The following is a 20615-nucleotide window of genomic DNA, read 5'->3' on the forward strand; positions in this document are numbered from 1 at the left end:
AATATGGATATACAGGCGCCTTATTATCGGCAGGTTGCTCTGCTAATGCAGGTTTTACCCTATGTTGCTGTCGAACGGGAATTTGCGCTGAAAGGTGGCACTGCAATCAATCTCTTTATCCGCGATTTCCCTCGATTATCGGTGGATATCGACCTCGCCTGGGTGCCCCTGGAAAGCAGAGCCATCGCTTTACCTCATATACGGGATGCGCTTGCACGTATTGCCGCCAATCTGCAACAACAGGCAGGTATGAGCGCTGTATTACAAGCTAATCGTTCAGATGAGATGCGTGTCATTGTTACTACCGATAGCGCGCAAATAAAGATAGAGGTTTCACCGGTCGCCCGGGGAACATTATATCCACCACAGGAGCGAGAAGTGGTGGGGGCGGTAGAGGACGTTTTTGGCTATGCCAGCCTTCCAGTGGTTTCGTTGCCTGACCTCTACGGTGGAAAATTATGCGCGGCGCTGGATCGCCAGCATCCCAGAGATTTTTATGACGTGAAATTACTTCTTGATGCGCAGGAGCTTGACCGTCCCATTTTCAATGGGTTTATCGCGTATTTACTGAGCCATAATCGGCCTCTGGCTGAAGTGCTGAGTCCTCGCTGGAAAGATATTGCTGAACCTTTTTACCGTGAATTCAGCGGGATGACATTTGAGACGATAGCCCTGGAGGAACTGACAGCAGTCCCCAACAGGATGATTGCTGCGTTAAAATCCTGTTTCACACAACAGGATGTCGATTTTTTACTGTCATTTAAACGAGGCGAACCAGACTGGCGTTTAGCGCCGGAAATGCGTATTCAGGATTTGCCTGCCGTGCAGTGGAAATTGCGCAATATTCATCAGATGCCAGCGATAAAACGCGCTGAGTCATTAGATAAACTGGAAAAGGTGCTGGCCGAGTGGCGCAGTTAGTTACCTGGCCCGCCCTTGTTGAACTCAGCGTAAAACAGGCGTGATTTGAATAAACCGTATCCCTTTTCTCGCCATGACACGCCGTTCTCCTGTGGCATCGCCCTGATAGCGGGATCTACTCGATCTAAACATTCTGCAACTGAATAAACGCCTGCAGCTCAGGGAGCGTTTTGGCGCCGTCGATCGCGTTGGCGGCCTGCAGGCTGGCGCGGGCGCAGGCGTGGGCCAGCTGCAGACTGGCGGTTAACGGCCAGCGTTCGTGGCTGCCGTACAGCAGGCCGGCGCAGAAGGCGTCCCCCGCGCCGACGCTGCCGATAATCTCCTCCGGCGGCAGCCGCCATGACGGTACCCAGCGCCCGGCTTCGGTACGGGAGACGCCCCATGCCCCCTCCGGACAATGGATCACTACCCGCTGGCGTACGCCGGCGTCAAGCAATGCGCTGGCGGCGCGGGCGATATTGGCGACGTGCGGCTCGCCGTTGGGTAGACGAATCTCCAGCCCGCTAAACTCGCTGGCTTCCAGTTCATTGATGGTCAGGTAGTCAAGATGCTTCAGCGCCGGCAGGACCAGCGGCCGGTAGCGCGGGTCGCCCTTGCGCGACACCAGATCGAGGGACACCTCATAGCCTCGCTCGCGCATCTGCGCCAGCAGTCGCGCGCTGCGGGTGCCGTACACTTCATCGGGGCGATCGAGGCTTTCGAGCAGCAGCAGATAGCCGAGATGGAAAATTTTCAGCGGCGCATCCAGCGGCTCAAAAGCCGGGAGATCAAGCAGGCGGTTGGCGCCGGGAGAGTGAAAGAAAGTGCGCTGGCCTTCGGCGTCGGTCATCACCTGGGTCATCGAGGTGGGGGCGGAGCTGGTGCGCTGTACGAGCTGGCGATTGATATGGTACTGATCGAACATGGCGGTGATGTAGTCGCCATCGTTATCCTCGCCAATCAGGCCGACCGCCTGCAGCGGCAGCCCGGCGTGCATTTTGGCTAGGGTCAGCAGGACATTCAGCGGCGCGCCGCCGGTGGCGCGTTCGCTATGGACAATTTCCACCAGCCAGCCGCGCTCCGGCCACTGCCCGATCTGGTGGACATGATCGACCAGCATGTTGCCTGCGGCAATAATGCCTTTCCGTTCCATGATCGCTACTCCGCGCCGTCATATTCGTTAAGCGTAGCGCACAATCGGCGGAACGATTGTGCGCCTGGTTGCGCTTATTTCACGGTCCAGCCTTTGTAAGAGCTGACGTTATTTTTGTCGATCATCGTCACCGGGATCAGTACCGGCGCGGTCGGCGCAGGTTTGCCCTGCAGGATGTCGTAGCCAATCTCCACCGCCTTCGCTGCCATCACCTGTGGGTCCTGCGCTGGGGTGGCGACGAACAGCGAGTTCTTACGCTTCAGCGCCTCTTCGCCGTCCGGGCTGCCGTCGACGCCGACGATGAAGAACTCGCTGCGCTGCGCCTGTTTCGCTGCCAGATCGGCACCAATCGCCGTCGGATCGTTGATCGCGAACACGCCGTCAATCTTCGGATTGGCCGCCAGCAGGGAGGTCATCACCTCCAGGCCGCCTTCCCGGCTGCCTTTGGCGTTCTGGTTGGCGGAGAGGATTTTAATGTCCGGGTGTTTTTTGAACTCCGTTTCGCAGCCTTCGACGCGGTTTTGTACGGCGGAGACCGGCGGCCCGTTGATGATCACCACGTTGCCTTTGTTGTTCAGGCGGTCGCTAATGTATTTACAGGCCAGCTCGCCCGCCTGGGTGTTATCGGAGGTGATGGTGGCGTCGGCCCCTTCGGCGGCGACGTCAACCGCCACCACCACGATCCCGGCCTCTTTGGCCCGCTTCACCGCCGGGCCAATGCCTTTCGAATCGGCGGCGTTGAGGATGATCATATCGACTTTGGCGGCGATAAAGTTATCGATCTGCGCCACCTGCTGGCCCAAATCGTAGCCGCTGGAGACCAGCGTCACTTTGACGTTATCCCCCGCCAGCTTGCGGGCCTCCAGCTCCGCCCCTTTGGTGATCTGTACAAAGAACGGGTTGGCAAGGTCGCCCACCGTCACGCCAATCGCTTTCAGCTCTTTGGCCGACGCAAAAGGGGAGGCGGCCAGCAGCGCGCCAGCACACAGCGCGGTGACTATCGGTTTTAAACGCATTCGCTTTTCCTCGCAGGTAAAATGTTGTTGTTATGCACTTTGATGATGTCGGGTACGGTATTTGTCGATCAGCACCGCAATGATGATCACCGCCCCTTTGATCACCAGTTGCCAGAAGTAGGAGACCCCCATCAGGGTCATGCCGTTATTGAGGGTGGCGATAATTAGCGCCCCCACCAGCGTACCGGTGATGGTGCCGATACCGCCGACGAAACTGGTGCCGCCGAGAATGACCGCGGCGATGGCGTCCAGCTCGTAGCCGACGCCGAGGTTGCCGTTGGCGCTGTACAGCCGCGAAGCGCTCATCACCCCGCCAAGGCCGGAGAGCAGGCCGCTCATGCCATAGACAAACAGCAGCACCAGCCAGACTTTGATGCCGGTCAGCCGCGCCGCCTGCATGTTGCCGCCCACCGCGTAGATATGCACCCCAAGGGTGGTGCGGCGCAGGATAAACCAGCACACCGCGATCACCGCCAGGGCGATGACTACCAGCCAGGGCACTGGGCCGAGGTAGTCATTGCCGATCCACTCGAAGCTGATATCGGAGTTGATCACCGTGGTGCCGTCGGCCAGCAGATAGGCGGCGCCGCGCAGCGCCGTGTAGGTGCCGAGGGTGACGATAAACGGCGGTAGCCCGGCGAAGGCGACCAGCGCGCCGTTGAACAGGCCGAGCAGCAGGCCGAGCATCAGCGCCGCCGGAATCGACAGCAACGCAAACGCCGGGATCAGCGACACCACCATCGCGGCCACTGCGGTGGTGCCAAGGATGGAGCCGACGGAAAGGTCAATGCCGCCGGTGAGGATGATGAAGGTCATTCCCGCCGCCAGCACAATGTTGATCGAGGCCTGGCGGGTGATATTCAGCAGATTGCTTTCCGTGAAAAAGTTGGGGGCGATAAAGCCGAAAACGGCGACGATCAGGATGAGGATCGGCAGAATGCCGACGGTCTGCATCAGGTCGCCCATCAACATTTTTTTCGCCGAAGCGGATTTCGCGACCGGCGCGGAGGTCTCTTTCGGTATGCTCATAGTTGCCCTGCCTTAAGGTGAGAATCGGTCACGCCGGTGGCCAGCGTCATGATACTTTCCTGGCTAATATCACCGGCCTGTAGCTCGCCGGCGATAACGCCCTCGCGCATCACATAGACCCGGTCGCTCATGCCCACCACTTCGGGCAGCTCGCTGGAGATCATCAGAATGGCGACGCCCTGGCGCGCCATGTCGTTCATGATGCGGTAAATTTCGCTTTTCGCGCCGACGTCGACGCCGCGGGTGGGTTCATCGAGGATTAGAATGCGCGGGCCAATCGCCACCCAGCGCGAAATTAACAGCTTCTGCTGGTTGCCGCCGGACAGTCCGCCGGCGCGCACCTGGGCGTGCGGCACGCGGATGTTAAGCAACTGGATGGCGTCATCGGAGATGGTTTGCGCCTTCCGGCGGTTGAGCATCCCCCAGGTCGCGTCGCGCTCCAGCGTCGCCATGGTGATGTTTTCCTGGGCTGCCAGTTCGAGAAACAACCCCTGTTCTTTGCGGTTTTCGGTCAGAAAGCCGATCCCGAGGTCGATGGCTTCCCGCGGCGAGTGGATCACCACCGGCTCGCCGTCAATCTCAATCACCCCGGCGGTGGCTTTGCGCACCCCGAAGATCAGCTGCGCCAGTTCGGAACGCCCGGCGCCGACCAGCCCGGCGAGGCCGACGATTTCGCCGGCATGCACCACCAGGCTGCTGGGCTTAACCTTGCCGCCATCGGTCAGATCCTCGACCCGCAGGCGCGGCTGGCCGCGGGGAATGTCCCGTTCTTTATTGAACAGATCGCTGAGCGGCCGACCGACCATCATGCGCACCAGCTCCGGCGCGTTGAGCTTGTCGCGCACCAGGCTGCCGACATACTGCCCATCGCGCAGGACGCTGACCCGGTCGGAGAGCTCATACACTTCCGCCATGCGGTGGCTGATATAGATGATCGCCATCCCCTCATCGCGCAGGCGCAGGATGAGCTCGAACAGGCGCTGGGTTTCCCGCGAGGAGAGGGCGGCGGTGGGTTCATCCATCAACAGAATGCGGCTTTGACGGTGCAGGGCGCGAGCGATCTCCACCTGCTGCTGTTCGGCGATGGTCAGGGTCATCACCCGGTCGCTGGCTTTGAACTGGGCGCCGAGACGGTCGATCACCGCCTGCGCCTGGCTGAGCATGGCTTTGCGCTGCACCAGACCACCGCGCGCCAGCTCGCTGCCGAGGAAAATGTTTTCCGCGACGGTCAGGTTCGGCGCCAGCTGCATCTCCTGGTAGATCAATGTGATCCCGGCGGCCAGCGCGTCCTTGGGGCCGCGGATGGTTTGCGGTTTTCCGTCGATCAGGATCTCGCCGCTGGTGGCGGTATAGGCGCCGGCGAGGATCTTCATTAGCGTGCTTTTTCCGGCGCCGTTCTCCCCCATCAGGGCATGGATCTCGCCGGGCCAGACCGTCAGGTCGACGCCCTTCAGCGCGTAGAATTTGCCAAAAGCTTTGGCGATATGGCGCATTTCCAGTACCGGGGTGGCGGTCATCGCGGCGCTCCTGTCTGTAAGAACAATAGCTGCAGTCCACCACCGGAAAATAAATGCAGAATGTCAGAATCCATTCATATTTGTCATAGTGATAAATAGTTAACCGCGATCACAGTTACGCGGCGTCATTTTCTGCACCGTCACGCTTATCTGCCGACCGATCCTTCACCGGAGTTGTTATGACCGCTCGCCGACACCCGTTTTTCACCAGCGCCCGTGGCCGCCTGCTCTCCTTTAATCTGCTGATGGGCGTGGTCACCCTGTTGGTCAGCGGCGTGGCGGTGTTCGGCTTTCACCACGCCAGCCAGCTGCAGGAGCAGGTGCAGCGCCAGACTCTCAACGACATGCGCGGCAGTATGGATCTGGCGCGGGACACGGCGAATGTCGCCACGGCGGCGGTGCGCCTGTCGCAGGTGGTGGGGGCGCTGGAGTACAAAAGCGAAGCGGAACGGCTGCTGGCGACGCAGCAGGCGCTGAAGCACTCGCTGGCCCAGCTGGCGGCGGCCCCGCTGGCGCAGCAGGAGCAGGCGCGGGTGGCCAATATTATTCGCCGCAGCAACGCGCTGCAGCAGAGCGTGGCGGAGATGCTGGAGCGCGGCCAGCGCCGCCATCTGCAGCGCAATGCGCTGCTGAGTTCGCTTTACCAGAATCAGAGTAACCTGCGCCATCTCGCCGATCTTAACGATCGCGGCGGGGATAAGGCGATCGATCCGCGCCGGCTGGCCGAGATGGACCGGCTGATCGTGGCTGCGATCCATACCGTCACGCCGCGGTCGATCGTCCTGCAACTCGACCAGCTGCGCGGCGCCCTGCCGACACGCAGCGCCGATCCCGCGCTGGCGTTTGTCCTCCCTGATGTGACCCGCGAGCTGGCGACGCTGGCCCCGCTGTCGGCCCAGCTGGAGGAGAGCGACCTGACGATCAGCTGGTACATGTATCACATCAAAGCGCTGGTCGCGTTGCTTAACGAAGATATCAATCAGTACGTGACCCGGGTGGCGGAAGCCTCAGAGCAGCGGGCGGCGCAGAGCCATCGGGAGCTGCGCTCCATCAGTATGTTTATTCTGCTTTCCGCGCTGCTGGCGCTGGCGATCACCGGCTGCGCCGGGTGGTACATCTACCGTAATCTCGGCTCGAACCTGACCGCCATCTCGCGGGCGATGTCGCGGCTGGCTCAGGGAGAGCCGAACGTCTCGGTGCCGGCCCTGCAGCGGCGCGACGAGCTGGGGGAGCTGGCGCGGGCCTTTAACGTTTTCGCCCGCAATATGGCGTCGCTGGAGCACACCACCCGGCTGCTGAAAGAGAAGACCAACCAGATGGAGATCGATCGGATTAAGCGCCAGGAGCTGGAGGAGGCGCTGCTGCATAGTCAGAAGATGAAGGCCGTCGGCCAGCTGACCGGAGGTCTGGCGCATGACTTTAACAACCTGCTGGCGGTGATTATCGGCAGTCTTGAGCTGGTGGAGCCGGATGCGCGCGATGCGCCGCGCCTCTCCAGGGCGCTGAAGGCGGCGGAGCGTGGGGCGCTTCTGACCCAGCGGCTACTGGCCTTTTCGCGCAAGCAGGCGCTGCATCCCCAGGCGGTGGCGATGGCGCCGCTACTGGAGAACCTCAGCGAGCTGATGCGTCATTCCCTGCCGGCGACCTTAAGCCTGGAGATTGAGGCGCAGTCGCCGGCGTGGCCGGCATGGATAGACGTTGGCCAGCTGGAAAATGCCCTGATCAATCTGGTGATGAACGCCCGCGACGCCATGGCGGGGCGCGACGGGGTCATCAAAATACGCACCTGGAATCAGCGGGTCTCCCGCAGCAGCGGCCAGCGGCAGGATATGGTGGCCCTGGAGGTGATCGATCATGGCTGCGGGATGTCGCAGGCGGTGAAAGCCCGGGTGTTTGAACCTTTCTTCACCACCAAAGCCACCGGCAGCGGCAGCGGCCTGGGGCTGTCGATGGTGTATGGCTTTGTGCGCCAGTCTGGCGGCCGGGTGGCGCTGGAGAGCGCGCCGGGGCAGGGGACGACGGTGCGGCTGCAGCTGCCGCGAGCGTTGACCGAGGTTGAGAAGGAGGTGGCGCCAGCGGTGGACGAGCCGTCCCCGGCGGGCGAGCGGCTGGCGCTGGTGCTGGAAGATGAAGAGGATGTCCGCCAGACGCTATGTGAACAGCTGCATCAGCTGGGCTGGCTGACGCTGGAAACCGCCAGCGGTGAAGAGGCGCTGCAGCTGCTGGAGGCCTCGCCGGATATTGCCCTGCTGATTAGCGATCTGATGCTGCCCGGCGCCCTGAGCGGCGCCGATGTGATCCATACCGCCCGACGCCGCTTTCCGGCGCTGCCGGTGCTGCTGATCAGCGGCCAGGATTTGCGTCCGGCGCAGAACCCGGCCCTGCCGGAGGTTGAGTGGCTGCGTAAGCCGTTTACCCGCGCCCAGCTGGCGCAGGCGCTGAGCGCGGCGTACGCGAGGATTTGAGATTCCTCCGCTACCCGGGTTTCATGCGGATGATTAAGGTAGCGGCAGGACTCTGATGAGATTGGCCCCGATGAAACGTTACGCAACCGCACTGCTCTTTTGCACTCTGTCGCTGACCAGCCTGGCCGCTCGCGCCGATATTATCGATGACGCGATCGGCAATATTCAGCAAGCCATTAACGACGCCTATAACCCGGGCAGCAGTCGCTCCGATGACGACGACAGATACGATGACGATGGCCGGTATGATGACGGGCGCTATCAGGGGAGCCGTCAGCAGAGCCGTGACAGTCAGCGCCAGTATGACGAGCGGCAACGCCAGCTGGACGAGCGCCGCCGCCAGCTGGATGAACGCCAGCGTCAGCTCGACCGCGATCGTCGTCAGTTAGAAAGCGACCAGCGTCGTCTGGATGATAGCTACTGATCGCCCCCCGCAGGCCAGCGCTTAATCCAGCGCTATTTCCATCCCGTCATAGCCCGCTTCGAAACCTGTCGGCAGCGGGTTATCCATCATCCAGACGTCAAACTGGTGGCTGATATGGGTGAGGATCACCCGCGGACAGCCAATGACCTGGTTAAGGCTGCGGACGGTGTTTAGATCGTTATGGTTACGCGGGGTCTGCGCGCGCGGCTCATGACTGCAGTCGATGATCATCGCCTGCGGGCGGTTATTGAGCAAAAACTTCAGCGTCTTGTCCGGCAGCCCGGCGGTATCCGAGAGCCAGGCCAGCCGGCTGTGGGCCGACTCCAGCAGATAACCAAAGGTCAGCTTCGAGTGATTAAGGGGTAGGGGCGTCACCCGCAGCCCCTGCAGGTTAAACATCACAAACGGCGTGACGGTATGGCTAAAGTCAAGCAGACCGGGGTGTTTGAGCAGATCGTCGCAGCCGGCATCATCCGGCGGGCCATAGACCGGAATCGACGCGCCGACTCCCCAGCGCAGCGGAAACAGCCCCTGCACATGATCCAGATGGTAGTGGGTCAGCAGCACCTGTTGAAAGCTGCCGGCGGGATGATGCTCCATCAGATCCGGTCGTCCGGCATCAAGCAGCGTCACGGCGCTGTTGAACGTGACCACTCCGCTACAGGGGCGGCGTCGGTGGCTCTCCTCGCGGCGGGCGCGGCGGCAGGCCGCGCAGTCGCAGCCGAAGACCGGCACCAGCTGAGCGCCGCCGGTGCCGGTTAAGCAGAGGGTCAGGCTCATCGTGTCACCTTTTGTTTATACCAGTTGATCCGCTTCGCGCGCCGCGTGGCTGCGCAGCAGGCGGAAAAATTCATCGACCGATTGTCGGAGACTGCCGTCGTTATTCAATGTCAGGCAGTTGTCCGGCTTATAGCGCGCGGCGCGGTCCAGACGCTGGGCGATTTCCAGCGCATTTTCCCGGCCGCGCTGCTCCAGCCGCTGGCGCAGCACCGGCGGCGAGACGGCGAGACAGATCGGCACCAGCACCTCGCCGTAGCGTTCCCGGGCCAGCGCCAGATGGGCGCGGGAGCCGTTGGCCACCACGTCAAAGCCGGCGTGCAGCCAGAGGTCGATCTCCACGCCAATGCCATAGTAAGTATTGTTGGCGTGCCAGCTGAGAGCAAAAAGATGCTGCTCGGCGCGGGTAAAAAACTCATGTTCGCTGAGGGCGATATGATTCTCGCTGCCCGCGTTAAACGGGCGGGTTATGTAACGATGGGCCACCAGCAGCTGCGGGTGCTCGCGCTGGCGCAGCGCCGCCAGCAGGCTATCTTTACCGGAGCCGGAGGGGCCCACCAGCCAAATCAGTTTTCCTGGCATTAAAAGACCCTCTTTCCCTGGCGCCAGACATGGTCGATCTGGATATGTTCGCCGCGACGGTGCGCCAGCACCAGGTCGGCGCGTTTCCCCTCGGCGATGACGCCGCGATCGTCAAGGCCCAGCGCCTGCGCCGGATGCTGACTGACCAGACGGATCGCCTGTGGCAGGGTGAAGGCATTGTCCTCGGCGTCGGCGATGCGGAAAGCGGCATCCAGCAGGCTGGCGGGGTAATAGTCAGATGAGAGGATGTCCAGCAAACCGTGGCTCGCCAGCTGGTGGGCGGCGACGTTGCCGGAGTGGGAACCGCCGCGCACGATATTCGGCGCCCCCATCAGGACGTGCATCCCGTGCTGACGTGAAGCCTGCGCCGCGGCCAGCGTGGTGGGAAACTCGGCGATCACGCTCCCTAGCTGGTGAGATTCGGCCACATGCGCTTCGGTGGCGTCGTCGTGGCTGGCGAGGGCGATACGGCGGGCGCGGCACATGGCGGCGATGGTCTGGCGATTGGGCTGCGACCAGGTGGCGGCCAGAGCCATCTGCTCGGCTTCAAAACGGTCCATTTCGTCATGCGTCAGATGATATTTGCCCTGATAATAATCGCGGTACTTGCTGCGATCGGCGTACTGACGCTGGCCCGGCGAGTGGTCCATCAGAGAGACCATGCTCACCGACTCGCGATCGATCAGCTTTTCAAACAGCGGCAGCGTGGTGTGATGCGGCAGCTCGCAGCGCAGGTGCAGGCGGTGTTCGGCGCGGTTGAGACCGCGCTTTTGCGTCTCCTCCACGGCATTGACCATCTTCTCCAGATTCTCAAGACGATCGCCGCCATCGCGCACGTCGCCAATCGCCACGGCGTCCAGCACGGTGGTGATGCCGCTGGCGACCATCATGGCGTCATGGCTGCTCATCGCCGAGTGGGCCGGCCAGTCTACCTTCGGCCGCGGGGTAAAGAACTTGTCGAGGTTATCGGTATGCAGCTCGATAAGGCCCGGCAGCAGCCAGCCGTCCTCCCCATCCAGCGCCTGCGGCAGCCGGCTCTGGCTTTCGGCGAAGGCGAGGATGCGACCGTCCTGGACTTCCAGCGAACCGTGGACCACCTCGTCGTCGAGAACCAGTTTTACGTTATTGATAATCATGCTGTCATTCCCATAGAGTGCAGTCGGTCGGCGACCTGACGGCGTACCCCTTCGTCATGGAAAATCCCCACGATGGCCGCGCCGCGCGCTTTGGCATCGTGGATCAGGTTGACCACGGCAGCACTGTTTTTGTCATCCAGTGAGGCGGTGGGTTCATCAAGGAGCAGAATCGGATAGTCGACCGCAAAACCGCGGGCGATGTTGACCCGCTGCTGCTCGCCGCCGGAAAAGGTGGACGGCGCAAGGTGCCACAGGCGTTCCGGAACGTTGAGGCGGGTCAGGAGCTGGGCGGCTTTCGCGGCGCTCGCTTCGCGCGGCGTCCCAAGATCGAGCAGCGGCTGCATCACCACCTCCAGCGCCGAAATGCGCGGGATCACCCGCAGAAACTGGCTGACCCAGCCGATGGTGGTTTTGCGCACTTCCAGCACCTTGCGTGGGGTGGCGGTGACCAGGTCCACCCATTCGTCGCCGTGGCGGATATGGATATGGCCGCTGTCCGGCAGATAATTGGCGTACAGCGAACGCAGCAGGGTCGATTTGCCGCTGCCGGAGTGACCGTGGAGCACCACGCACTCCCCGGCGTTAACGGTCAGCGAGGCGTCGGCCAGCACCGGCAGACGCACGCCGTGCTGCTGGTGCAAAACAAAGGTTTTATGGACGTTTTCAACGCGGATCATGTTAGCTCTCACGAGGTTGAGTTGCCGGGTGGCGCTTCGCTTACCCGGCCTACGAATAACGCACCTGTGGGCCGGGTAAGGCGCAGCCGCCACCCGGCAAAACAGCATTAATTCTGCAACACCGACGACACCAGCAGCTGGGTGTAAGGATGGTGCGGATCGTCGAGCACCCGGTCGGTTAAGCCACTCTCCACCACCTGGCCCTGCTTCATCACCAGCAGACGGTTCGCCAGCAGGCGAGCGACGCCGAGATCGTGGGTAACAATCACCACCGCCAGATTCAGCTCCACCGCCAGGCCGCGCAGCAGGTCTAGCAGCCGCGCCTGCACGGACACATCCAGCCCGCCGGTGGGTTCATCCATAAACACCAGCTTCGGCTGGGTGACCAGATTGCGGGCGATCTGCAGACGCTGCTGCATGCCGCCGGAGAAGGTGGTGGGCAGGTCGTCGATGCGCGAGGGGGGAATCTCCACCTCCTGCAGCCACTTTTCGGCGGTGGCGCGAATGTTGCCGTAGTGGCGGGCGCCGGTGGCCATGAGCCGTTCGCCGATGTTGCCCCCGGCGGAGACTTGGCGACGCAGACCGTCCATCGGGTGCTGATGCACTACGCCCCATTCGGTGCGCAACAGGCGGCGGCGTTCGGCTTCGCTCATGGCGTACAGCGAGCGCTGCTGGTACAGCACCTCGCCCTGCTGCGGCGTCAGGCGGGCGGAGATTGCCTTCAGCAGGGTGGTTTTACCGGAGCCGGACTCGCCGACGATGCCGAGCACTTCTCCCGGCCACAGCTCGAGGGAGACATCGCGAAAACCTTTATCCGGGGCGTAGAGATGAGTCAGGTTATTCACAGCAAGTAATGGCTGGTTCATTTTTTCTGCCCCTCGCTCTGCTGGCGGCAATAGTCGGTATCGGAGCAGACAAACATCCGCTGGCCGCTGTCATCCAGTACCACTTCGTCGAGGTAGCTGTGGCGCGAGCCGCAGATGGCGCAGGGCTCATCCCACTCCTGCACGGTAAAGGGATGGTCGTCGAAATCGAGACTCTCCACCGGGGTATAGGGCGGCACGGCGTAGATCCGCTTTTCGCGCCCGGCGCCGAACAGCTGCAGCGCCGGCATCATGTGCATTTTCGGGTTATCGAATTTCGGGATCGGCGAAGGGTCCATCACGTAGCGGCCATTGACCTTCACCGGATAGGCGTAGGTGGTGGCGATATGGCCGAAGCGTGCGATATCTTCATACAGTTTCACCTGCATGACGCCGTACTCTTCCAGGGCGTGCATGGTGCGGGTTTCGGTTTCACGCGGCTCGATAAAGCGCAGTGGCTCCGGGATCGGCACCTGGTAGATCAGGATCTGATCCTCCACCAGCGGCGTCTCCGGGATCCGGTGGCGGGTCTGGATCAGGGTGGCGTCTTCGGTACGCTCGGTGGTGGCGACGCCGGTGACGCGCTTAAAGAACTGACGAATCGACACCGCGTTGGTGGTGTCATCCGCGCCCTGGTCAATCACCTTCAGCACGTCGTTCTCACCGATGACGCTGGCGGTCAGCTGGATGCCGCCGGTGCCCCAGCCGTAGGGCATTGGCATTTCGCGCCCGCCGAACGGCACCTGGTAGCCGGGAATCGCTACCGCTTTGAGAATAGCCCGGCGGATCATGCGCTTGGTTTGCTCGTCGAGGTAAGCAAAGTTATAGCCAGTCAGTGGGTTAGCCACGTTCGTTCTCCCGTTGCAGGCGTTTCAGCAGCGCCAGTTCGGCCTGGAAATCGACATAGTGCGGTAGCTTCAGATGCGAGACGAAGCCGGCCGCTTCGACGTTATCGGCGTGGGCCAGCACAAACTCTTCATCCTGCGCCGGGCCGGCAATCTCTTCGTCATAGTCCGGCGCCTGCAGCGCACGGTCGACCAGCGCCATGGCCATCGCTTTGCGCTCGCTCATGCCGAAGGTCAGGCCGTAGCCACGGGTGAAGTGCGGCGGCTCCTCCTGCGGGGCGACGAAGCCATTAACCATCTCGCACTCGGTCAGCAGCAGCTCGCCAATATTGACGCTAAAGCCCAGCTCTTCCGGGACGATTTCCACCTGCACGTAGCCGCTGCGGATCTCGCCGGCAAACGGATGGTTGCGGCCATAGCCGCGCTGGGTCGAATAGGCCAGCGCCAGCAGGTAGCCTTCATCGCCGCGCATCAGCTGCTGCAGGCGCGAGGAACGCGAGCAGGGGTAGACCGGCGGGGTGCGGGTGATATCGTCGGGCGGCGTGCCGCGATCTTCCTCGGTCTTCGCCAGCCCCTGCTGCGTGAGCAGGCTAAAGACGTGCGGCGTCGGCTCTGCTTCGCCATCGGCTTGCTGCACAGACGGCGCTTCGCCGTTGGCCAGCAGGGTAAAATCGAGCAGGCGGTGGGTGTAGTCGTAAGTGGGGCCCAGCAGCTGGCCGCCGGGGATATCTTTATACACTGCGGAGATGCGGCGTTCGAGGCGCATCTCCGCGGTATTAATCGGTTCGCTGACCGCCAGCCGCGGCAGGGTGGTGCGGTAGGCGCGCAGCAGAAATATTGCTTCGACGTTATCGCCGCTGGCCTGCTTCAGCGCCAGCGCCGCCAGTTCGCGGTCGGCGATGCCGCCCTCGGTCATCACCCGGTCCACCGCCAGGCTGAGCTGGTCGCCTATCTGTTCGACGCTCAGTTCGGGAAGCCGTCCATCGCCCCGTCGTTTCTGTTCCTGTAAGGCGTGAGCGGCGCGGATCGCCTTCTCGCCGCCCTTGACGGCAACGTACATTTAGCACACCTCCACGTGGGTGGTGCGCGGGATCGCCAGCAGGCGCTCGCCGCAGGTGAGGATCAGGTCGATGCCCAGCGGGAACGGGTGCGGGCGTTCGGTTAATTCGTCGATGATGCAGTCCGGCAGCTGCGGCGCGATCATTCGCTCTTCGGCAATGCCTGCCCCGGTCAGGCGCAGCATGCGTCCGCCGCTGAGGCTGGCAAGCTGAACGATCAGTGTGACGCCGGTTTCCGGCGCGGTGACGGTGCCAGCGGAAAGGACGTTGAGCTGCTCGGCGCTGATACCGTCATTGGCGACGGCAAAGACCGCCTGCTGCGGCTGGTCCACCAGCGGCGCGCCGGTATGAAAGCGCAGATTCTGTCCCACCAGATCGTTACGCAGGGCGCTGGCGAGCCAGACCGGGGTTTCGCGATCGGCAAGGGTCAACAGCAGGCTGGTGGACGCTACGTTCAATGGCTGCCAGCCGTGCTGAAGCTGCTGCAGGGAGACAATCACCCCCGGCTCGCTCATCGCTTTCAGCAGGCGACGAAAACTGTGTTGGGCATCCTGCACAGCCAGGGTAAAAGCGGGTTGTAAGGTCATACGTTATCTCCGCGAACCAGGGTAAAGAAGTCGACCCGGCTGGCGTTGACTTCGGCGCGTCGGGCTTCAATGCGCGCGCTGCGTAGCGCTTCCAGCGGGGTTATCAGAGTTTCCATTAAGGTGTGAAAATGGCGGGGCGACTGCAGCAGGGCGTCGATCGCCGCGCAGCGTTCAGCGTGCGGGCGGTCGCGGCCTAAGATCCAGCTGTAACCGAGGGTACCGTCAGCCAGGCGTACCGCTGCGCGGGTAAGGGTGGCGTCGCCGGCAAAGAAGCGGTCGCCGATACCGCCCATGCGGGCCTGGAGCTGTACCAGCCCGGTTTCCGGGGTGCGAATCAATTCATATTCCGGCGCCAGCTGCAGGGACTGCATGCGCGCCAGAAGGTCCTGCGGTTCACTGTGGGCCAGCACGGACATCCAGCGCTGGCGGGTGGCGGTATCGAAGTGCATTCAGTGCTCCATGGTAAATTCAATCATGTCGGCGCGGGTCAGGCTGACGGAGTACTCCGCCGTGAGCGACTCGCCCTCGCGGCTATTGAGCGTGCGGACGCAGAGCAGCGGCGCCATATTGGGGATTTCCAGCAGCTTGCTCTCTTTTGCCTGCGCGCGGCGGGCGCTAATTTTGGTGCGTACGCGGGTCAGTTCGACGTCGAGCCGATCGCGTAGCAGATCGTGCAGCGAGCCGTGGCTGAAGGTCTGTAGCACCGGCCAGAAGCGCAGGTCAGCGAAGTAGTGGTCGATCAGGCACAGGGCGACGCCATTGACCCGGCGCAGGGTACGCAGGTGGATCACGTTCTCGCCCTCATTGATGCCAAAGGCCTCGGCGACATGGGCGCTGGCGGGGCGCAGCACCGACAGCAGCTTTTCGCTGGTGGGATCGCTGCCTTGTTCCAGCAGGTTTTGGCTGAAGCGCGCCTGGGCGTTAAGCGGGTAGTCGATGGGGCGCATCAGCACCAGCACACCCACGCCCTGACGGCGCTGAACCCAGCCGCGCTCAACCAGCTGGTCGATAGCCCGGCGCAGGGTGTGGCGGTTAACGTCGAAGCGCGTCGCCAGCTGCTGCTCGGCGGGCAGATAGTCGCCGCAGCGATAGTGGTGGCGCAGCTCCTGCTCAAGTCGGGCGGCGATTTCCTGATAGCGCGTGGGGTAACTGGTCGGATGTCTGGACAGGTGCATGGTCATCAAGCCTCACACAGCATAGGCGAGGAGCTTCCTCGCGTTGTGGGCCGATCCTGACCGGTTTACGTTGCATTTCGGTTAAGTGACGATGACCAAAGGATGAAGAGTTGATGCCAGGCGGATGACAGGGCGGCCGGGCCGCCCTGGGGGCGTCAGCCTTGTTTGACCACGTTGATCATCCAGGGGACGCCAAAGCGGTCGACGACTTTGCCGAAGCCGTGGGCCCAGAAGGTTTCCTGCCAGGCCATCTCAATGCGCCCGCCGACAGCCAGCGCGTCGAACCAGCGCTGGCCTTCAGCGACATCGCTGGGATCGAGGACGAGGGTGAAGCCGGCGTAATGCACATCGGGCCCGAAGGCGCTGTCGCTCAGCATCAGCTCGCCATTATTGATGCGCAGGCTGGCGTGGGCGATAGCATCATCCGCCATCTTCTGGCCAGACGGGCAGCCGTCTGACGCTTCCTGCGCCGCGGGCGGCATTTCGCCAAAGGTCATTTTAAACATCAGCTCCGCGCCCAGCGTCTGCTGGTAGAAGGCGATCGCCTCGGCGCAGTTGCCCGCAAAGGCAAGGTAGGGACTTAAGGACATGGTGAATACCTCAGTGACCGTAACCCGTAAAGCGTAGTCGCCCGGCAGGCGATTGAGCCAGACGGTAGGGCGAAAAGGGGCGCTGAAATATGACGGCAGGCGACAGTGTAAATAGCGGTTGCCGGCGAGGGAAATAACAGGATGCGCCGGGGGACAAACGGCCACCAGGATATCGGGAGCGGCGACGGTTATGTGAAAAAATAATCGCGCCGCCTACCCGAAATTAAATCAGTTCTTTTTCACAAATTCCGATTTGAGCTTCATCGGACCAAAACCGTCAATTTTGCAGTCAATATTGTGATCGCCTTCGACCAGACGGATATTTTTCACTTTGGTGCCGATTTTCAGCATCGAAGAGCTGCCTTTAACCTTCAGATCTTTCACGACGGTAACGCTGTCGCCATCGGCCAGTAAATTGCCATTGGCATCTTTAACGATCAGAATGTCGCTCTCTTCCGTCGCCTCGGCAGGGTTCCACTCATGGGCACATTCCGGGCAGATGTACATGCCGCTATCTTCATAAGTGTAAGTCGAATCGCATTTTGGGCAGTGTGGCAGTTGCATGACGCTCCTCATGATGTCGTCGAAAAACAGGACGTTGGTCCTTTAAACAGCGGCTGAGAGCCGAAAGTGGGTATGATTATAGCGCAATCACCCACTTTTGTCGGGTGTTTTTTTGCTAAAAAGTAGCCGTGGTATTATTCCGGGAAAAAGCGAATAAACGCTGAAATTAACCGCCCGAAGTGGAGCAAAATCGACGAAATAATTTCCGCGCGATCGGCAGGAAATGAACTTATTTATTTTCCGACACTCTGTAATGAGGCGGTAAATTTCTGTGAAGTTGATCGCAGATATAAACACTGTTAGGGTAAAAAAGGGGAGCAGGTCAATTTCATCAAGCATCACGATGAGCCGCTCCATTTATTCACCAGTAGCCAGAGCAGGCGTCAACAGGTTCGGTTGTACATTCTGTCAGCAGACAGTGCAGGCAAACCTGCTACGCTTGAAATGAGGAGCACAGCAATTCACCGCTCCTGACGCACGATGCGAATGGCCTTGCCATTCGGCGAAGAGGCGTGCACTCAAGGCGGAGTAGCAGAGGAAAAATATGCTTAAAAGGAAAAAAATAAAGCCCATCACCCTTAAGGATGTGACCATCATCGATGATGGTAAACTGAAAAAGGCGATCACCGCGGCCTCCCTGGGCAACGCGATGGAGTGGTTCGATTTCGGCGTCTACGGCTTTGTGGCCTACGCCTTAGGTAAAGTCTTCTTCCCCGATGCCAACCCAAGCGTGCAGATGATTGCCGCGCTGGGTACCTTCTCCGTACCATTTTTAATTCGTCCGTTAGGCGGCCTGTTCTTCGGGATGCTGGGCGATAAATATGGTCGGCAAAAAATTCTCGCGATAACTATCGTGATCATGTCGATAAGTACTTTCTGTATCGGCCTTATTCCGTCGTATGCCACGATAGGTATCTGGGCACCGATCCTGCTGCTGCTGTGTAAAATGGCGCAAGGCTTCTCGGTTGGCGGTGAATATACCGGGGCGTCGATCTTCGTCGCGGAATACTCTCCTGACCGCAAGCGCGGCTTTATGGGCAGCTGGCTGGACTTTGGCTCCATCGCCGGGTTTGTGATGGGGGCCGGCGTGGTGGTTCTCATCTCCAGCGTGGTGGGTGAACAGAACTTTCTCGACTGGGGTTGGCGTATCCCGTTCTTCCTGGCGCTACCGTTAGGTATCATTGGTCTCTACCTGCGCCATGCGCTGGAAGAGACGCCGGCGTTCCAGCAGCATGTTGACACCATGGAGCAGGGCGACCGTGAAGGACTGCAGGACGGGCCGAAGGTCTCTTTTAAAGAGATTGCCACCAAGCACTGGCGTAGCCTGCTGACCTGTATCGGTCTGGTGATTTCCACCAACGTGACTTACTACATGCTGCTGACCTACATGCCGAGCTATCTGTCGCATAACCTGCACTACTCGGAAGATCATGGGGTGCTGATCATCATCGCTATCATGGTCGGGATGCTGTTTGTACAGCCGGTTATCGGTATGCTCAGCGACCGTTTCGGCCGTCGCCCGTTTATCCTGATTGGTAGCGTGGCGCTGTTTGCCCTGTCGATCCCGGCCTTCATTATGATCAACAGCAACGTGACTAGCCTGATCTTCGCCGGCCTGCTGCTGCTGGCGGTGGTGCTGAACTGCTTTATCGGGGTGATGGCCTCCTCGCTGCCGGCGATGTTCCCGACGCACATCCGCTTCAGCGCCCTGGCCAGCGCCTTTAACATCTCGGTGCTGATTGCCGGTCTGACGCCAACCCTGGCGGCGTGGCTGGTGGAGACCACCCAAAACCTGATGATGCCGGCGTACTACCTGATGGTTATCGCGGTGGTGGGTATGGCGACGGGCCTGTCGATGAAAGAGACGGCTAACCGTCCGCTGAAAGGGGCGACCCCGGCGGCGTCGGATATCCAGGAAGCGAAAGAAATCCTTGGCGAGCACTACGATAACATCGAGCAAAAAATCGAAGATATCGATCAGGAGATCGCCGATCTGCAGGCAAAACGGTCGCGTCTGGTGCAGCAGCATCCGCGTATCAACGACTAACCGTTTTCACTGTTAATCATGCCGCCTGGGGAAACCCCGGCGGCATTTTTTATGCCTTCGGCAAGGCCAGGCCGTGACGCCGCTGCTGGCTGAGTTTACGGTACTGCTGCGGCGGCATGCCCACGTAGCGGGTAAAAGTGCTGTAGAAGCGACTGCTGGAGCGAAAACCGGCGGTAAGGGCAATATCCAGGATGGTCTTGTCGGTATCGCTCAGCAGCGCCCGCACATGATTGATACGCATGGCGGTAATGTACTGCTTCATGGTCTGCTGCATCACCCGCTGAAAGACCCCCATCGCGTAGTTCGAGTTGAGCTTCACGTGCTCGGCAACGGCATTGACGGTCAGCGCCTGGTCGTAGTGGGCAGCGATAAACTCCAGCATCTGGCTGACATAAAACTGCGCGTGGCGCGAGACGCTGTTCTTGTGGGTGCGTGAGGTTTTATTGACCAGAATCGGCTGCCAGCCGGCGAGGCTCAGCCGCTTCAGCATCAGGGCGATTTCATCGATCGCCAGCTGGCGTATCTGTTCATTCTCGTGGCTCAGTTCCTGCTGCCAGCGGCGCACTTCGAAGGCGCTCAACTGCTGCGCGGCGAGGGATTTAATCACCATCCCATGGGTGACGTGGTTGATAAGCTCCCGGTCCAGCGGCCATGAGAGAAACAGATGCATCGGCAGGTTGAATATCGCCATCTGCTGGCAATCGCCGGGGCGGGTCAGCTGATGCGGCGTACAGGCCCAGAACAGAGTGATATAGCCTTTCTCAATGCGCACCACTTCGTTATTAATCAAATACTCCACGTCGCCATCGAACGGCACGTTAACCTCTACCTGGCCGTGCCAGTGGCTGGTGGGCATGGCGTGCGGCGGGCGCAGTTCGATATCCATACGCTGATACTCGGAGTAGAGCGCCAGCGGGCTGCGGCTCTGCTTTTCGTCGCTGCTGCACATAAAGGGATCGGGGGGCAGAGAGGTGAAGCGGTGTTCCATCGTTAGCGTATTCCTGAATTGTCAGAGTGGCTGCATTTTTCGCCAGAGCTGACGACAGCTTAGCGGAAGAATCGGCCCATTTTCTCTCCTTTTTGCTCAATCTGTTCCCGAAATCTCAGATTTTGTGGCGCTTAATGGCCGATCTGAGCTTTCGGGAATGCTCCGGCGGGAACAGGGCAGCGCAGCGGGGAGCGGCGTGCCACTCTGCAAGTGTTCAATGAC

General features: G+C 60.9%; 22 protein-coding genes. 4 read left to right on the plus strand and 18 right to left on the minus strand.

Going from position 1 to position 20615, the window contains the following annotated elements:
* Positions 1–3 precede the first annotated feature (3 nt).
* Positions 4–921 (plus strand): nucleotidyl transferase AbiEii/AbiGii toxin family protein, encoded by a 918-nt coding sequence (locus KHQ23_RS25140; protein WP_019704723.1) that lies wholly within the window; start codon positions 4–6, stop codon positions 919–921.
* A gap of 124 nt (positions 922–1045) precedes the next feature.
* On the opposite strand, the gene KHQ23_RS25145 is transcribed toward KHQ23_RS25140, so the two are convergent.
* From KHQ23_RS25145 to KHQ23_RS25160, 4 genes are all read right to left on the minus strand, one after another.
* Positions 1046–2053, minus strand: coding sequence for a carbohydrate kinase family protein (locus tag KHQ23_RS25145; protein WP_009484222.1), 1008 nt, complete (start codon positions 2051–2053; stop codon positions 1046–1048).
* Between the two features lie 74 nt (positions 2054–2127).
* The gene (locus KHQ23_RS25150) at positions 2128–3069 is read right to left on the minus strand and encodes an ABC transporter substrate-binding protein (RefSeq protein ID WP_002885156.1); all 942 of its coding nucleotides are present in this window, start codon (positions 3067–3069) and stop codon (positions 2128–2130) included.
* Between the two features lie 30 nt (positions 3070–3099).
* The gene (locus KHQ23_RS25155; RefSeq protein ID WP_002885172.1) at positions 3100–4098 is read right to left on the minus strand and encodes a ribose ABC transporter permease; all 999 of its coding nucleotides are present in this window, start codon (positions 4096–4098) and stop codon (positions 3100–3102) included.
* On the minus strand, positions 4095–5615 hold the full coding sequence (locus tag KHQ23_RS25160; RefSeq protein ID WP_073553324.1) for a sugar ABC transporter ATP-binding protein: 1521 nt from the start codon (positions 5613–5615) through the stop codon (positions 4095–4097). The genes KHQ23_RS25155 and KHQ23_RS25160 overlap by 4 nt, the downstream gene beginning before the upstream one ends.
* Positions 5616–5794: 179 nt before the next feature.
* Between KHQ23_RS25160 and KHQ23_RS25165 the strand changes: the two genes are divergently transcribed.
* Both KHQ23_RS25165 and yjdP read left to right on the plus strand, forming a co-directional pair.
* Positions 5795–8080 (plus strand): ATP-binding protein, encoded by a 2286-nt coding sequence (locus KHQ23_RS25165; RefSeq protein ID WP_032421941.1) that lies wholly within the window; start codon positions 5795–5797, stop codon positions 8078–8080.
* 70 nt (positions 8081–8150) lie between these two features.
* On the plus strand, positions 8151–8504 hold the full coding sequence (gene yjdP / locus KHQ23_RS25170) for a DDRRRQL repeat protein YjdP (RefSeq protein WP_004151729.1): 354 nt from the start codon (positions 8151–8153) through the stop codon (positions 8502–8504).
* Between the two features lie 21 nt (positions 8505–8525).
* Here the strand turns inward: yjdP and phnP are convergent, their stop codons facing one another.
* From phnP to KHQ23_RS26585, 13 genes are all read right to left on the minus strand, one after another.
* Positions 8526–9284 carry a phosphonate metabolism protein PhnP gene (gene phnP, locus KHQ23_RS25175; protein WP_032421942.1) on the minus strand — a complete coding sequence of 253 codons (759 nt, stop codon included), beginning with the start codon at positions 9282–9284 and terminating at the stop codon, positions 8526–8528.
* 15 nt (positions 9285–9299) lie between these two features.
* On the minus strand, positions 9300–9863 hold the full coding sequence (gene phnN, locus KHQ23_RS25180; protein WP_015959271.1) for a ribose 1,5-bisphosphokinase: 564 nt from the start codon (positions 9861–9863) through the stop codon (positions 9300–9302).
* Positions 9863–10999: an alpha-D-ribose 1-methylphosphonate 5-triphosphate diphosphatase gene (phnM, locus tag KHQ23_RS25185; protein ID WP_021314563.1), complete on the minus strand. Its 1137-nt coding sequence runs from the start codon at positions 10997–10999 to the stop codon at positions 9863–9865. Before phnM ends, phnN begins: the two co-directional genes overlap by 1 nt.
* The gene (gene phnL / locus KHQ23_RS25190; RefSeq protein ID WP_004221959.1) at positions 10996–11676 is read right to left on the minus strand and encodes a phosphonate C-P lyase system protein PhnL; all 681 of its coding nucleotides are present in this window, start codon (positions 11674–11676) and stop codon (positions 10996–10998) included. Before phnL ends, phnM begins: the two co-directional genes overlap by 4 nt.
* A gap of 107 nt (positions 11677–11783) precedes the next feature.
* Positions 11784–12542 (minus strand): phosphonate C-P lyase system protein PhnK, encoded by a 759-nt coding sequence (phnK, locus tag KHQ23_RS25195; RefSeq protein WP_002885198.1) that lies wholly within the window; start codon positions 12540–12542, stop codon positions 11784–11786.
* Entirely contained in the window at positions 12539–13387 is an 849-nt protein-coding gene (locus KHQ23_RS25200; RefSeq protein ID WP_002885202.1) for an alpha-D-ribose 1-methylphosphonate 5-phosphate C-P-lyase PhnJ, read from the minus strand. Before KHQ23_RS25200 ends, phnK begins: the two co-directional genes overlap by 4 nt.
* On the minus strand, positions 13380–14444 hold the full coding sequence (locus tag KHQ23_RS25205) for a carbon-phosphorus lyase complex subunit PhnI (RefSeq protein ID WP_004177786.1): 1065 nt from the start codon (positions 14442–14444) through the stop codon (positions 13380–13382). The genes KHQ23_RS25200 and KHQ23_RS25205 overlap by 8 nt, the downstream gene beginning before the upstream one ends.
* Entirely contained in the window at positions 14445–15029 is a 585-nt protein-coding gene (phnH, locus tag KHQ23_RS25210) for a phosphonate C-P lyase system protein PhnH (RefSeq protein ID WP_004210034.1), read from the minus strand.
* Positions 15026–15478 carry a phosphonate C-P lyase system protein PhnG gene (gene phnG, locus KHQ23_RS25215; protein ID WP_002885214.1) on the minus strand — a complete coding sequence of 151 codons (453 nt, stop codon included), beginning with the start codon at positions 15476–15478 and terminating at the stop codon, positions 15026–15028. Before phnG ends, phnH begins: the two co-directional genes overlap by 4 nt.
* Entirely contained in the window at positions 15479–16204 is a 726-nt protein-coding gene (gene phnF, locus KHQ23_RS25220) for a phosphonate metabolism transcriptional regulator PhnF (protein ID WP_004177785.1), read from the minus strand.
* 155 nt (positions 16205–16359) lie between these two features.
* Positions 16360–16794, minus strand: a complete 435-nt coding sequence (yjdN, locus tag KHQ23_RS25225; RefSeq protein ID WP_004177784.1) for a VOC family metalloprotein YjdN — start codon at positions 16792–16794, stop codon at positions 16360–16362.
* Between the two features lie 228 nt (positions 16795–17022).
* Entirely contained in the window at positions 17023–17358 is a 336-nt protein-coding gene (locus KHQ23_RS25230) for a zinc ribbon domain-containing protein YjdM (RefSeq protein ID WP_004177783.1), read from the minus strand.
* Between the two features lie 87 nt (positions 17359–17445).
* Positions 17446–17715, minus strand: coding sequence for a hypothetical protein (locus tag KHQ23_RS26585; protein ID WP_021314560.1), 270 nt, complete (start codon positions 17713–17715; stop codon positions 17446–17448).
* A 187-nt stretch (positions 17716–17902) separates the two neighbouring features.
* On the opposite strand from KHQ23_RS26585, the gene proP reads away from it, so the two are divergent.
* Positions 17903–19405: a glycine betaine/L-proline transporter ProP gene (proP, locus tag KHQ23_RS25235; RefSeq protein ID WP_002885227.1), complete on the plus strand. Its 1503-nt coding sequence runs from the start codon at positions 17903–17905 to the stop codon at positions 19403–19405.
* A gap of 49 nt (positions 19406–19454) precedes the next feature.
* On the opposite strand, the gene melR is transcribed toward proP, so the two are convergent.
* Entirely contained in the window at positions 19455–20393 is a 939-nt protein-coding gene (melR, locus tag KHQ23_RS25240) for a transcriptional regulator MelR (protein ID WP_023328811.1), read from the minus strand.
* Positions 20394–20615: the final 222 nt, after the last annotated feature.

The sequence above is a fragment of the Klebsiella sp. 64 genome, from assembly GCF_018223915.1.
GTDB lineage: Bacteria > Pseudomonadota > Gammaproteobacteria > Enterobacterales > Enterobacteriaceae > Klebsiella > Klebsiella pneumoniae.